Below are 14,035 nucleotides of genomic sequence, written 5' to 3' on the forward strand. Positions count from 1 at the left end.
TCGAATTGCTGTGATACCACATGACCAGCCCGGATAGCGGCCAGCACCGTTCACCCCGAAGACAGCGTTCCTGAGAATTTAGTGACATCTGTCGATGAATGGGCTTGGTGCGGCACAATGGGTGCGTGGCCGAGACTGCGACCCGGCGGGAAACCCAGCGCGAGAACACCCGCGCGCGGCTGCTGGATGCCGCCATCGTGGAGTTTCAGCGCGCCGGCGCCCACTCGGCCGACATCAACGCCATCGTCAAGGCCGCAGGGGTGGCGCGCAGCACCTTCTACTTCCACTTCCCGACCAAGGAACATGTGCTGCTCGAGCTGATCCGGCGCGACGAGGCGCAATTGGCGAACGAACTGGGCCGGTTCCTCGACACCCGCCCTGGCCTGCCTGCGGTGTTGAAGACGATCATCGAGCTGGTGCTGGATTTGGAAAGCCGTTGGGGCACATCACTGTTCCACGACGTCATCAGCCTCTACTTCTCACCCACGCTGCCGGAGCGAGAACAGTGGACCAACCACCCGGTGTTCGTGCTGTTGGCCGCGGAGATCGAACGCGCTCGTATCCGCGGCGACCTCTACGACGACGTCGACGCCTACCACAGCGCAGCGTTCTTCTTCCTCGGCGTCCACGCCCTGCTGACCACTGTCCGAGAGTTTCGCTCCGAACGTGAGGTGGCGCTGGAGAAGTTCGTCAAGAGCACCCTGCGCAGCCTGCAGCCGGTGACGTAGCCATACCGACTGCCGGATCTAGTCGACGACGAGCACCGGGACCGGGGATCGCTCGAGCAGATCGGAGGAAACGCTGCCGAGCAGCGCCCGGCTCAGACCCCGCCCGCGCCGGCCGACGACAACGACGTCGGCTCCGAGCTGTTGGGCGAAGTGGGCCAACGCTTCTGCGGGGGCGCCGACGAGCACTTCGTGGCGCGGCGGGGTGGCGGCCGGTGCGTCGGCCGCGCGAGCGGCCAGCCTTTCCTTGGCCGAGGTGATTACCGTTCGTTCGGGATCTTCTGCGGCCTCGTACGGAACGACCTCGGCCAGGACCAGTTCGGCCGTCTCACCGAAGAGGCGCTTCGCGGCGTCGAGGGCTGCGGTCGACTGAGTCGATCCGTCCAAGCCGACGAGGACTCGAGGCGCACCAGACGTCGGCGCCGAATCACTGGAGTCGCCGGCCGACGCCCGCCGTGGTCCACCGCGATCGGCGAGTTCCAGCGCAATCGGCACGAAGATGGGGCCGAGCATCAGTGCGATCGGAATCCAGCGCAGATCGTGGCCGCGCCGAGCCAGCCAGATGCCGGTGATCGCCCCGGTGACGAACCAAACCACCAGAAACACCGCGGCGAGAGGGAAAGTGTCCATAGTTATTGCGCCCTAGCGCAGCCTTTCGATCGAAGCAGCTTGATGATGCCGACCAGACTTCCCGGCGCGCCCCAGGCAGAGCCTACCGGGAGGGATCCATAGCTGGAGGCTCCCCGAGTGCACGCAGTCGGGCGTGGGCGTGAACGCCCGCGATGGGATGAGCCGAGGCGAAACGATCCGCCGCGTGCTGATCGAGCACTTCACGAAAGAGTGCGACCTAGCCGCGGCGCTCGACTACCTGAGTGCGGCTCGGATTGCGTCTTGACTCTCCCGTTGGGGGAGACTCCACGCTGGGATCATGACCATCAACGAGAACACCAATACGTCGTGGGACGAGCTTCCCGATATCGTCCGTACCTTTCTAAGCGCACAGTCTGATTCGGATCCGGATGCGGCGGCTGCCGCCTTCACCTCCGACGCAAAGGTGACCGATGAGGAGCAGACCTACCGCGGAGGCCGCGAGATCGCAGCCTGGTTGAGGCGCGCGGGAAGCGAGTACACCTACACCACCGAGTTCGACCACGCCACCATGGCTGGTGCCAACCATGTCGATGTGGTGCAGCATCTGGAGGGCAACTTCCCCGGCGGCGTCGCCGACTTGCATTTCCGGTTCACCCTCGAAGGCGGCCGGATCAGTCGTCTGGTGATCGAGCCGTGACTCAGTCGGCGCCTACCGCCGGGGTCACCGGTGCGAGCGGGAAGACTGGCCAGCCGATCTCCGTACGCTATGCCGTTGAGTCCGCGGTGTCACGCGGCCCGACCAAGTACACCTCCCTGACTGGTCCGTCGACGGCCAGCGCGTGTTCGACGACCCAGGCGCCGAGCCTGCCGTAGGTGACGTCGATGTCGTCGTGCGGTCCAGGGTGCACGACGACGGCGAGGTCGGCAGGCTGCAGGTCAAGGACCTCGATCCGCCCGGAGGCGCGCGGGGTTCGCACCGGACGGAAGACGGTCATGGGGCCGTCGCCCTCGGTGAACAGTTCGTTGGCATAGTGTCCGCCGGGCGGTCCGGTGCGTTCGGCTGGTGGGAACGCATCGTCGAGTTCGGCCATCGCGCCGTCATACCACTCCAGCGAATCATCAAGGGAGACAGACGCCGTGACCGCCACCACGGTGCGCGCCGGAACGGAGCGGACTTCCACGGGGAGGTCCGCGGGTTCGGGGTGCAGCAACCGGCGCAGCGAGACAACGGCGGCTCGGGTCCGGTCGAGCGCGGCCTCCAGGCGCCTGAGGTGGCTGGCGACGACCTCGGCTCGCTGTTCTGGATTGCCCGTTGCCAGAATCGTTTTCACCTCGGCGAGGGGCATGTCCAGCTGGCGCAGTTGCCAGATCACCTGGGCGGTGGGGATCTGTTCGGCACTGTAGTAGCGGTAGCCCGTGGCCGGGTCGATCGTGGCCGGCTCCAGGAGGCCTGCTTCGTGATAGCGGCGCAGCGTCCGCACGCTCAACCTCGTCACCGTGGCGAATGCCCCGATGGAGAGGCCGGGACGCATGACCGACTCCCTTCCTGTCATCTCGTCGCGAGCGACGCATGCGAGATGCACGGTACCGCAACCAGTAAGAGGAAGACATGCACCGATGGTGGACGTATCCGATGCCTGCCGCACCTAGAGCGGCCGCCAATTTCGTCTTCGATAACGCTGTCGGCGTCGCCAGGTACATCCAAGCCGTGGCGGTACCCGCCCGCCCACCTCAGCCAGCTGTCCGCTACTGACGATAGAAGCGCTCATCCGAGATCTCCACCGCCCCAGTAGCTTGCCTGCGCACGATACTGACGCGGACCCTGGGAATCTCTCCAGTCTGCGCTGATTCAATGAACCTCAGCGCGTGCGCAATACATATCGATGGCCCGCTCGACGGGTAACAGACATCGATGGCATCCGCTGGAGTGAACCGCCCGCCCAGGCGATCTTCGCCTCGGACCCAGCGTTGTCTACCCTCCCACCATCGCGTCAGAGCCTGCTCATGCGCGATCGCTTTTTCCGTGTCAACCCCATACACCTCGACATCGGTGTATTGGGCGTATGCAAGCTCCCGAAAAATTCTCGGGCCCTGACCATCCCACGTCAATGTGCCCTCAATGACGAGGTTCTCTCCGCGTTCTATACACAACCGTCGGATCTGGTCGGCCAGCTTTACGGACTCCACATGCACCAAGCCTGCTAGTTCACGTGGCGCGAGCGAGTGTCCATCCGCAAGGATCTCAGCCAGCAGACCGTCGTATATGCCGTCGTTGAGTGCCTGTTCAATCAGGTCGTCCTTCAAGTCGTCAGCATCGATCACGCGGTATTCGTCGAGGTCGGCAAGCAAGGCCCGCAAGATGGAACTCTTGCCTGCGCCCGGCGCGCCAGCCGTGATGATCGCCGAACGGCCATCGAGGCGGGGATTCGCTCGCGCGAGATACCTTTCGACGAGCCGCTTACGTAGCTTTGGGCGCCCGGCATCAGTCGCGTAGCGGAAGGCGGTGCATCCGGGGGCTTCGCGATGTAACGGACCACCCGGAGCCGACTTGCTTGCGAGCTGACGGGCTACCTGGGCCCGCACGTCAAGGTTGAATTCCACGACCCATGGTGTTCAGGTGGCGTTGGGCGAGGCGTTCGAACTCGTCGTCGGTGAGTAGTCCACGGTAGAAGCCCATCTCGATGTCGTCCCAGTCACCGGTCTTGTACGCATCGGTGACGACGCCGTCCACTCGGACCGCCCCACCAACGGAGTACTCCCAGTTCAAGAGACGGTCCATCATTTCATCGGTGTCAATGAGGCCTGCGGCACGTCGGTCGATGATCTCCGCTGGAGTCTCCTCAAGGCGCGAAGGGTCTTCCGTTATGCGACGAAGGATGCGCTGGACTGTAGCTTGTGAGTGGATGCCCACGATTTCGCTGATCTGGCGTTGCGATAGACCCTCCAGGCTGGCGGCCCTGTAAATCTCCCGCTCTAGCTCGCGCTCGTTAATTCGCTGACGGGCAGCTTTTATGGTCAGCCGCTCTCTAACGTTCATGACCTGCGGTTGCATGGCTGTCGCACCTTTCGCTGATTCATTTTGAATCACTCCCACGGTACGCCTCCGCAACAGTCGCCGCCACCCCTCTGGCAGTTCGTGCCGCCGGCCCGATACCGGCCTCGCATAGTTACATTCGCGTCAACATTGGGGTCTTGAGGCGCGGGCAGGAGATGACCTCGTTCAGCGCCCGAGTGCGACATGAACTCTGAGCTCCGTGCCTGCGATGAGTCGTAGCACGGCCCCCGCGACACGTCGGACCGTGCGTTAGTTCCCGGGGCTTCAGAGCTAGTTTCGATTGTTTCCAAACCTTCTCGACGCCAGAACGTTCTTCCAGTAGACCTCTCGGTCGATCACTCGCTGGTCGTCGGTGCGCAGGGTTAAGAACTCCAGCAGCGCAAAGCGCAGGTTGTCGAGCGCGTAGTTTTCACCTTTCGCCTCGATGAGAGCTTTCAACTCCACGTTGCCGCCATGCAACGTCGTCGCATAGGCGCACAAGCGTTGCCATATCCCGGTGTCACCGTAGGCGGCCCCGACGTACGGTGCACCGGTGGCCTGATCATGGATCACATACACGCCCTTCATCGCTTCGAGGGCACTGCGCCAATCTGGCCGGTTCTGTTCGATGACGGTGCGTAGCTGCCGCAGTGAATGGTCGATGTTGTCAACACCGGGGAACTCTTCGCCCTCGTAAGGTCGGTCATGAATCGCAGCGACGACCATGCGGTCCAGGTGCGATTCCAGGTTCAACCGCTTGTTGCGACCTGGAGGCCTGAACTCGATAACCAGGCGCTTGATGTACTCGCCCATGATGTCATCGCGCAACTCAAGGTCGTAGGACCGCGAGTTGGGGATGGGTTGGCGCCCGACCACCTTGAAGACTCCGCCGAACAGCCACCGGTCCAGGGACTTCCGCTCTCTTGCCATCGTGAAGATGAAATCCCGGTTGAAATGGTCGGTGGCTCCACGCCACCTGCTCCAGCCGACCCACTCGTCCCAATCGTTGGCGAGTACGTCAATCGGCTGGATCTGCTGTTCGTTGACCACTGCGCAGTGGAGTTTGAACGCTGTGGCATCGAGGCCACCGAACAGGTGCCGCACCGGTATGGGATTCAATGCGGGCCGACGATGCTGTTCTTTATGCACTTCGCCTCCTTGTATTTCCGCTGGCGCTGCCAGCGTGCCGCGCAATCAGCGGCGTCCGCTGGATCTTCGGTGCCATACGGCTGATGGCGCGAGCGTTTCGAGCCGACGGGCGCGCACAACGCGCGCAGCGGAGTCTGCGCCTCTGGTTAGGTGGTGCTCCTCTTGGGCTGGCGAACTCCATCACAATCGCGTTTTTATGCCTGACGCATCCCATCTGGTGCGAGTTCTGCATACTCTGATGCCACCACCCGGTGGAACCATTTCGCGATATCGGAGATTAGGTGGCTACGGCCAGGGGCGTTGGTGAAGAAGTAGTCGCTCATCTTTTCGTGCGCGCCGTGGTTGTCGGCGACCGCACCGGTGACGGCGTCGTCGAAGTCGGGTGATTCGACGAATTGTTTGATGGAGTTGACTTTGGCCTGCTGAACAAGGGCCTGGTCGTCGAGCAGGTTGCGCAGCAAGGCTTCGAGAAACGAGACCTTCTGCGACTCGGTGAAGTCCTCGGATCCGAACAGGTCGTTGAGCCGGTCGAGGACTTGTTGGAAGGCAACCATTTTCGGGTCACGCTTCTCCCCAGAGCCGGCGGCGGTGATACCGGTCAGCCCGACGCGAACGCCGAGACCGATGTCGATTCGACCGCGGTCGATCTGTTTGACCTTCTTCAGCACCACATCCGAAAGGTCGATGGGTGCGGTGTAGTTCTCCGGCTGAATCTCCCGCTCAAGATGCCGCAGGTAGATGTGTTTCTTCTCCAAAGCGGGGTCGCCGTAGTAGATGATCTGCGACATGAAGTCATACAGGCGCACAAACGAGCCGACATCCTTACGGAACATGTCCAACTCGGCGAGTGCGGCCTTGTCGCCCTCCCCGCCGTTATCGCGTAGCGCGGCCTGATACCGCTCGGCGAAACGCTTCTTGCCGGGGCCGATCGCCGCTCTCAGCGCGTTGTGGCCCTTGCCTTTCACGACAACCTCCGCGCAGTGGTCAATCTCTGCTTGCGTGTAGATCCCGGCGGTGTCGAGTTTGGCGGCCAGATCGTGGACCAGGTTGGGGTCGGTTTCGGTTTCCAGGAACGCGTCGGTGTAGTACGGCTCGAATGCCTTGCGGATCTCTTCGGGTTCGTTGACGAAGTCCACGATCTGGGTCATCGCCGCGGTCTTCTGCACGCCGGAGGGGGTGCGGTAGGTGCGGTTGAGCCGCGACAGCGTTTGGACCGCGGTGACTCCGGACAAGAGTTTGTCAACGTACATCGCGCACAGCAGCGGTTGGTCGAAGCCGGTCTGGAATTTGTTGGCGACGATCATCACCTTGTACTCATCGCCACGGAACGAGGTGCGGAGATCCCGCACGCCGGGGTTCATGGTGGCTTCGGTGAAATCCTCGGGTCCAGATTCGGGGTCGTGCACCGTGCCGGAGAACGCAACCAGGGTGCCGTAGCCGTAGCCCTTCTTGGCGATGTAGTCATCGATCGCCCCTTTGTAGCGGACCGCGGCTTTGCGGGAGTCGGTGACGACCATGGCCTTGGCGTGGCCGTCGAGCAGGTCGGCGACGTTGGCGCGAAAGTGTTCGACGATGATCGCGGCTTTCTGCGCGATGGTCTGCGGGTTGAGTTTCACCCAGCGCATGACGGCTTTGGTGGCCTCGGCCTGATCCACGTCCTCGCCGTTGGTGGCGTTCTGGCCGACCTGGAATGCCAGCTTGAACGAGTGATAGCCGGTGAGCACGTCGAGGATATAGCCCTCCTCGATAGCCTGCTTCATCGTGTACACGTGGAACGGTGCCGGCGGTTCATCCGGGCCGGGTCGGCGGCCGAACAATTCCAGCGTCTTGGCCTTCGGCGTCGCGGTGAACGCGAAGTAGGAGATGTTGGCCGATTCGGCCCGCTCGGTGGCCTCGGCCGCCAGGACGGCTTCGACGTCGATTTCTGCGCCTTCGGCGAGTTCCTGAAGCTCCTCAGCGGTCAATACCGCTTTCAGATTGGCGGCGACCTGCCCGGACTGAGAGGAGTGGGCTTCGTCGGCGATGACTGCGAACGTCTTGTCCCTGAGGCCCTTGTTCTTGCGGATCTCGGCCATCGCGAACGGAAAGGTTTGGATGGTCACAACGATGATCAGCTTGCCGTCGGTCAACGCCTTGGCCAGCAGCCCCGACTTCGACCCGCCAGTCTTGGCGGCTTCGTCGCGGTCGATGGCGACGACGATGCCTTGATCGTTGTCGATCTGCTTGATCGCGTCCTGCAGCTGGGCATCGAGCACGTTGCGGTCGGTCACCACGATGACCGAGTCGAACACCTTCTGGTTGTCGACCTGCAGCCTGGCCATCCGGTGCGCCGTCCAGGCAATCGAATCAGTCTTTCCGGAGCCCGCGGAATGCTGGATCAGATACCGCTTGCCGACGCCTTCGGCGGTGACCGCGGCCGTCAGCTCGGTGACGGCCTCCCACTGGTGAAACCGCGGGAACCGCAATGTGGCCGACTTGCTGGTCTTGCCGGTGATCGGGTCGGTGCGCGACTCGTGCTTGATGTACATCAACCGACCCAGAATGTTCAGCCACGCATCACGCTGCAACGCCCGCTCCCACAAGTAGGAGGTCTTCGACCCCTCTGCGTTGAGTGGGTTTCCGGCGCCGCCTCCTTCGGTCCCGCGGTTGAACGGCAAGAAATGGGACTTGTCGCCGGCGAGTTTGGTGGTCATCCACACCTCGTCGTTGGTGACCGCGAAATGCACCAACGCCCGCGCGCCCGACACGAACAACGGCTGAACCGAGCCAGTACTCGGATCTTTCGGCAACCGGGATGTCTTGTACTGGTTGATCGCATCGGCGATCGTCTGGGTGAAGTCGGTCTTCAACTCCGCAGTCGCGACTGGTAAACCGTTGACGAAGAACACCAGATCCACCGAACGCTGATCCGCGGTGGAAAAGTGCACCTGCCGCATCACCCGCAACCGCACCGCCGCATAGTCAGCGTTGCGCTTCTCGTTCAGAGTGGTCTCGGGCTTGAAGACACACATCTGGAACTTCCCCGCTAGATGCGAAAACCCTTTGCGCAACACATTGAGGGTGCCGCCACCGTTGTCTAGCGGTGTATCAAGGACTTTCACGATCCGGTCAAGCAACTGGCCCTGTTGCTTGACGATATCCCGGGAGCCCGATTTGACGACCTTCTCAAGTTGCTCGGGCTGCGTCTCCGCCAGCCAACCGAACACGTCCTCGGGTAACAGGGCGCGCGCCTTGTCGTAGCCGGCATCGTTCGGCGAGTACAGCCAACCATGGTCAGCTAGATACTCGGTTAGCTCCTTCTCGAACTCGATCTCGTTGTGCTGCGCCATAATCAGGCCACCTTGTCGCACACATCGATCTGACCCGTCACCGCCGCGGTGATCAAAGCCGACCGTCGCTCCCGGGACAACTCGATGAACTTCTCGGTTTCCGCGATGAGGGTGTCGATCTTGGCGGACCGCGCTCGCCACTTCCTAACTATCGAAACCTGTGCGTCTTTGTTTGGGAGCGGGATAGCTACCTGCTGTACAACCGAAGTATTGAGGCGTGCACGCGTCGCGCCACGAGCAAGGAGCATTACCTGTGACCTAGTTTCAGGCGCTGACAATGCCCACGCGAGATAATCTGGCGTAACGGCATTAGTCGGACGGGCGCGGTAGCAATCCGCCTTTACTATCGCTGGGCCAATCGGGGGCACCACAACTGCACGCCCCAAGGGCATCCTGTCGTCTCCCAGTCCGGCAATGACGACATCGCCTGGACTTACTGCGTGGGCCCTCAGTTTGTCCGCGTACGACAACGGGACGTAGGCAGCGTCCTCATTACGAAACTCGCAGAGACCGATGTTGCCAAGCCGGATCACTCGCGCTCCCTCGTCAGAGTAGTGAGCTGACGTCAGCGCCGATCCGAACGGACCGTCTACGATCGACGAGAGAATGCGCCGAACCCTCACAGGTTTACCGCTGCGGGCTGCTTCTGCAAGTCCGTGTGACCACACCGAGTCCCGTCGTTCCCGGAGCATTTCGATCAGTCGCTGCTGCTCGGCGATAAGCATGTCGATGCGTGCCGTCTCCCGATCCAGAAAGTCAGAGATAGCTTGCTGCTCGGATAGCGGCGGCACAAGAATTCTGATACTTGCCGCATCCTTTTGATAGATCGTTTGGTGGGTTGAACCCATGTTCATTGCCCGCAGTGCTGGTGCGATCGCTTTGAACTGGTAGTTGAGATACTCCGGGATCAGGTCGGGTCCGCACACCCAATTCCAGAAATCTTGGCTGGTTGCCATCGGTTTTGGCATCACGCCGGAGAACCCCACGGAGGCAGTCCGCGACAGTACGACTGTGCCCTCGGGTAGCAACTCCGCGGCGGAGTTCACAAGCCCAAGCTCGGAGATGCGGTTCGTTGTGTCTCCGAGATAGGTGCGCTGGCCATCCCTAAGCTGCCAGACGTCCGCGAGTGTGAACCAGGGAATTGTGGTGTTCTCCCAGTACTCCGGATTCGACCGACTAGGAGTGTGGCCCGTTTTCATCGAGGCGTAGCGTCTGATGTTTCCGCGGCGCCATCCGGGAGGAAGGACGCTGCTCACCCCTCCACCTCCCGCAGCATTTCCAGGATCTTGGCGACCTGCTTCTCCAGGTCGGCATCGATCTCCGCGAGGGGGCGGGGCGGCACGTACTTGTAGAAGTGGCGGGTGAACGGGATCTCATAGCCGACTTTAGTTTTCGCGGTGTCGACCCAGGCGTCGGGCACATGCGGTAGCACTTCGGCGTCCATGTATGCCTTGATCGTCGCATCGCGGCCAGCTTGCCCCTCGGTGTTGCCACCGTAGGTAAAGGGTACGTTCTCGGTGTCCCGCTTCTTCGGATCCGGTTTCGGATTGCCCTTGCGATCGGTCGAAACCTTGCCGCAGTCCGTGAGCAAGGCGCGTTCGACGGTGATGGTCCAGTAGCCGAAGTCGTTGGCAGTGAACACCTTCGAGAAATCCGGATCGGCTTCGTCGAAGGCGTCATACAACGCCAGAATGCGGTCACGGGCTTTTTCATCGACCTCGCGGTTCTTGGAGCCGAGACTCTTGCGCATCTTCATCCAGAACGATGTCGCGTCGATCAGCTGGATCGTGCCCTGCCGTTCGGGGCGTTTGGTGTTGTCGAGGATCCAGATGTAGGTGGCGATACCGGTGTTGAAAAACATGTTGGTAGGTAGCGCGATGATCGCCTCCACCAGATCGGATTCCAGCAGCCACTGCCGAATTTTCGACGGCCCGGATTCCGCGGCGCCAGTGAACAGTGGCGAGCCATTCAGGACGATCCCGGCACGGCCGCCACCTTCGTGAGCGGGCCGCATCTTCGATGCCAGGTGACACAGGAACAGCATCTGGCCATCGCCAATGCCGGGCAGGCCGTGGGAGAACCGCGAGTTCTGCGCCAGGGCTTCCTTTTTCACCGCGTCGGCTGCGGCTTTCCAATCCACCCCATAGGGGGATTGGACATGCAGAAGTCGAAGGTTCGGTCCCAGAACAGGTCGTCGGACAAGGTATCGCCGAGGCGAATGTTGTCGGCGTCTTGGCCTTTGACGATCATGTCGGACTTGCAGATCCCATAGGACTGGTCGTTGATCTCCTGGCCGTACAGTCGCAGCCGCGCATCGGGATTTTTTTCCAGCAGCCGTTCTTCGGCGACTGAGAGCATGCCGCCGGTGCCGGCGGTCGGGTCGTAGATGGAGCGCACGGTGCCAGGTTCCATCAGCGCCTTGTTCTCCTCAGCGAACAGCAAGTCGACCATCAGCCGAATCGCGTCACGCGGGGTGTAGTGCTCGCCTGCTTCCTCATTGGAAGCTTCGGCGAACTTGTAGATCAGGTGCTCGAACAGGTCACCCATCTCGGCGTTGGACACCGTGTCGGGGTGCAGGTCCACCTCCGCGAACTGGGAGGTGACCAGATACAGCCGGTTCTTCTCGTCTAGGGTGGCGAGTTCGTTTTCGAACTTGAATCGCTCGAACACGTCGATGTTGGCCGAGAACCCGGTGATGTAGTCCATCAGGTTCGCCCGCAGCCCCTCGGGGTCGTCGAGTAGGAGCTTGAAGTCGAACGGGCTGGTGTTATAGAAACCCAGCCCGGTCTTGCGCTTGACCTGTAGGTCCAGCGCACCGCCCGAATACTTCTCAGCGAGCGCGCGGACCTCGTCGCGGGTGGGTTCCAGTACACAGTCCAGCCGCCGCAGGATCGTGAACGGCAGGATCACCCCGCCGTACTGGTGCGGCTTGTACACACCGCGCAGCTGATCGGCGATCCCCCACACGAAGTTGCCAAGCTTGCTCAAACTTCAGCCCCCATTGAGTTATCCGAGTTGCACTCGCGCACCACGGTCCGGAGCGGTCCTCAGCATCTTCGCCCAAACGCAAGGTAGCCGGGGGCAGTCTGAGCGCCTTTTGTCGTCGGGGCCATAGACACTGCGCCCCGGCCGACATCATTCTTTGAGTGCCGTCGCGCATAAGGCCTGTCCATACTGCCGGCCCGCAAGGTCGTCAGGGACTTACGCCGCCAACTCCCCACGAGGCTGACTCCGGCACTCACGGACACGCCCCCAAGCAAAAAGGCCACGCCCTCTATAGAGTTCGTGACCTTTGCGTCGCAGTTCAAAAGAACCGCTCATGTGTGGGCGAAGGGGGACTTGAACCCCCACGTCCCGAAGGACACTGGCACCTGAAGCCAGCGCGTCTGCCATTCCGCCACTCGCCCCAACAACCGGGGGAGCCTATCACGCAGGCGCCCCGGCCCTTCAACCGTACCGATGGTCTCATCCGGCCCGCCACCTACACCAAAGCCACCCCCGCCCGGCCCGCTGAGCTGCACAAACGCGATTCTCAGAGTTCTGGTGGTCCCGCAGGCCTGCGCTTGGCCGATACCATGCAACTGAGCGATGTGCCCGGCGACACGCTGGTGTACATGGTCGTGTGCAGGATCGACGGGTACCAACGAGTGAGGCGGGCGGTGACATGGGTCTGGTCGACCGCATCGAGCGCAAGCTCGAGTCGACCGTCGGCGACGCGTTCGCCCGGGTGTTCGGCGGGGCGATCGTCCCGCAGGAAGTCGAGGCGATGCTGCGCCGCGAGGCCGACGCCGGTGCTCGTGAAGTGCTCGGAGGCCGGGTTTTGGCTCCGAACGACTACGTCATTACGCTCAGTGTGCCTGACTACCAGAAGGTGAGCGCCGACCCCGACCTGACCTCAGCGACTTTCGCCAAGCACTTGGAGGGCTACATCCATGAGCAGGGATGGCAAACATATGCTGACGTCGTCGTCAGGTTCGAACAGTCTTCCAACCTGCACACCGGACAGTTTCGCGCGCGTGGTGCGGTCAATCCTGACGCAACCGCTGGCGAGCCCGCCCCACCACCTCGAGACCTTTCGTCTAACGCAGAATCAGGAGTACCACCGATGAGCGACAACCCGAGCTACCGCGGCGGTCAGGGACCGGGGCGGGCCGCCGACGAACCCTACGACGACCGGTACAGCCGGCAGCCGGACGACCGGCCGCAGGATCCGCGGGGCCAGTACGTGCCGCCGGACCAGGGCGCCTACCCGCCGCCCCCGCCTCCCCCGGGCGATCAAGGCTATCCCCCACGCCACGGTGGCGGCTACCCCGACCAGGGCGGCTACCCGGACCACGGCGGCTACCCCGAACAGGGCGGCTATCCCGACCAGGGTTATCCGCCGTCGGCCTACGAGCAGCGCCCGCCCGCCGGCTACGCGCCGCCCGCCGCCGGCGGCTACCCCGATCAGGGCTACCGTCAGCCGCCCCCGAATTACGGCCCGCCGCCCGGCGGTCAGCCCGGCTACGGCCCGCCGCCCGCCGACTATGACTACGGCCGCGGACCCGCCCGCCCCGACGAGGGCTACGGCCGGCCCGAACCGCGTCCCGGCTATCCGGACCAGGGCTACCCCGAGCAGGGCGGCTACCCGGACCAGGGCGGCTACGGCGGCGGTTACGGACGCCAGGACCAGGGCTACGCTCCGCCCGACTACGGCCGCTACGGCGAGCCCGCCGGCGGCTACGCCGAACCCGGTTACGGCGAGCCCGCGGGCGGCGGCTACGACTACGGTCAACCCGGGTACGGCGCCGGCTACGGACAGCCCGATTACCCCGCCGCGACCGCCGTCACGTTGCAGCTCGACGACGGCAGCGGCCGCACGTACCAGCTGCGTGAAGGCTCCAACGTCATCGGCCGCGGCCAGGACGCGCAGTTCCGGCTGCCGGACACCGGGGTGTCCCGTCGTCACCTGGAGATCCGCTGGGACGGTCAGGTGGCCCTGCTGTCGGACCTCAACTCCACCAACGGCACCACCGTGAACAACGCACCGGTGCAGGAATGGCAGCTGGCCGACGGTGACGTGATCCGCCTGGGCCACTCCGAGATCATCGTCCGCGTGCACTAGAGAACGTCCGTCAACTGAGGGCGAAGCTGCGCGCTTCACCCTCACGTAGAGGGGTGTCCAAGTATCGTGACGTTGCGCCGGGACGGCCAGAACGGGATGGGGA

At 62.9% G+C, this 14,035-nt stretch carries 10 protein-coding genes, 1 tRNA gene and 1 pseudogene; 3 read left to right on the forward strand and 9 right to left on the reverse strand.

Features of this window, described 5'->3' with window-relative positions; translation table 11 throughout:
- Nucleotides 1–107: 107 nt before the first annotated feature.
- On the forward strand, nt 108–728 hold the full coding sequence (locus tag ABQF13_RS04260; RefSeq protein ID WP_448392001.1) for a TetR/AcrR family transcriptional regulator: 621 nt from the start codon (nt 108–110) through the stop codon (nt 726–728).
- 18 nt (nt 729–746) lie between these two features.
- Here the strand turns inward: ABQF13_RS04260 and ABQF13_RS04265 are convergent, their stop codons facing one another.
- Entirely contained in the window at nt 747–1,355 is a 609-nt protein-coding gene (locus ABQF13_RS04265) for a universal stress protein (RefSeq protein WP_448391495.1), read from the reverse strand.
- Nucleotides 1,356–1,653: 298 nt separating this feature from the next.
- Here ABQF13_RS04265 and ABQF13_RS04270 point away from each other — a divergent pair, with 298 nt between their 5' ends.
- Complete coding sequence (locus ABQF13_RS04270; RefSeq protein WP_448391496.1) at nt 1,654–2,013, forward strand: nuclear transport factor 2 family protein; 360 nt, start codon at nt 1,654–1,656, stop codon at nt 2,011–2,013.
- Nucleotides 2,014–2,080: 67 nt separating this feature from the next.
- Here the strand turns inward: ABQF13_RS04270 and ABQF13_RS04275 are convergent, their stop codons facing one another.
- The 8 genes and pseudogenes from ABQF13_RS04275 to ABQF13_RS04310 form a co-directional block, all read right to left on the reverse strand.
- Nucleotides 2,081–2,848 carry a MerR family transcriptional regulator gene (locus ABQF13_RS04275; protein ID WP_448391497.1) on the reverse strand — a complete coding sequence of 256 codons (768 nt, stop codon included), beginning with the start codon at nt 2,846–2,848 and terminating at the stop codon, nt 2,081–2,083.
- A 214-nt stretch (nt 2,849–3,062) separates the two neighbouring features.
- Nucleotides 3,063–3,917 (reverse strand): zeta toxin family protein, encoded by an 855-nt coding sequence (locus tag ABQF13_RS04280; protein WP_448391498.1) that lies wholly within the window; start codon nt 3,915–3,917, stop codon nt 3,063–3,065.
- The gene (locus tag ABQF13_RS04285) at nt 3,901–4,368 is read right to left on the reverse strand and encodes a sigma-70 RNA polymerase sigma factor region 4 domain-containing protein (RefSeq protein ID WP_448391499.1); all 468 of its coding nucleotides are present in this window, start codon (nt 4,366–4,368) and stop codon (nt 3,901–3,903) included. The genes ABQF13_RS04280 and ABQF13_RS04285 overlap by 17 nt, the downstream gene beginning before the upstream one ends.
- Nucleotides 4,369–4,641: 273 nt before the next feature.
- On the reverse strand, nt 4,642–5,499 hold the full coding sequence (locus ABQF13_RS04290) for a GIY-YIG nuclease family protein (RefSeq protein WP_448391500.1): 858 nt from the start codon (nt 5,497–5,499) through the stop codon (nt 4,642–4,644).
- Between the two features lie 194 nt (nt 5,500–5,693).
- Nucleotides 5,694–8,828, reverse strand: a complete 3,135-nt coding sequence (locus ABQF13_RS04295; RefSeq protein WP_448391501.1) for a type I restriction endonuclease subunit R — start codon at nt 8,826–8,828, stop codon at nt 5,694–5,696.
- 2 nt (nt 8,829–8,830) lie between these two features.
- Complete coding sequence (locus ABQF13_RS04300) at nt 8,831–10,084, reverse strand: restriction endonuclease subunit S (RefSeq protein ID WP_448391502.1); 1,254 nt, start codon at nt 10,082–10,084, stop codon at nt 8,831–8,833.
- Nucleotides 10,081–11,816: pseudogene (locus ABQF13_RS04305) on the reverse strand (type I restriction-modification system subunit M). The gene ABQF13_RS04300 and the pseudogene ABQF13_RS04305 overlap by 4 nt, the downstream one beginning before the upstream one ends.
- Before the next feature lie 336 nt (nt 11,817–12,152).
- Nucleotides 12,153–12,235: transfer RNA gene (locus ABQF13_RS04310), tRNA-Leu, on the reverse strand.
- 257 nt (nt 12,236–12,492) lie between these two features.
- Here ABQF13_RS04310 and ABQF13_RS04315 point away from each other — a divergent pair.
- Nucleotides 12,493–13,932, forward strand: a complete 1,440-nt coding sequence (locus ABQF13_RS04315) for an FHA domain-containing protein (RefSeq protein WP_448391503.1) — start codon at nt 12,493–12,495, stop codon at nt 13,930–13,932.
- Nucleotides 13,933–14,035 lie beyond the last annotated feature (103 nt).

The sequence above is a fragment of the Mycolicibacterium sp. XJ879 genome (assembly GCF_053483935.1).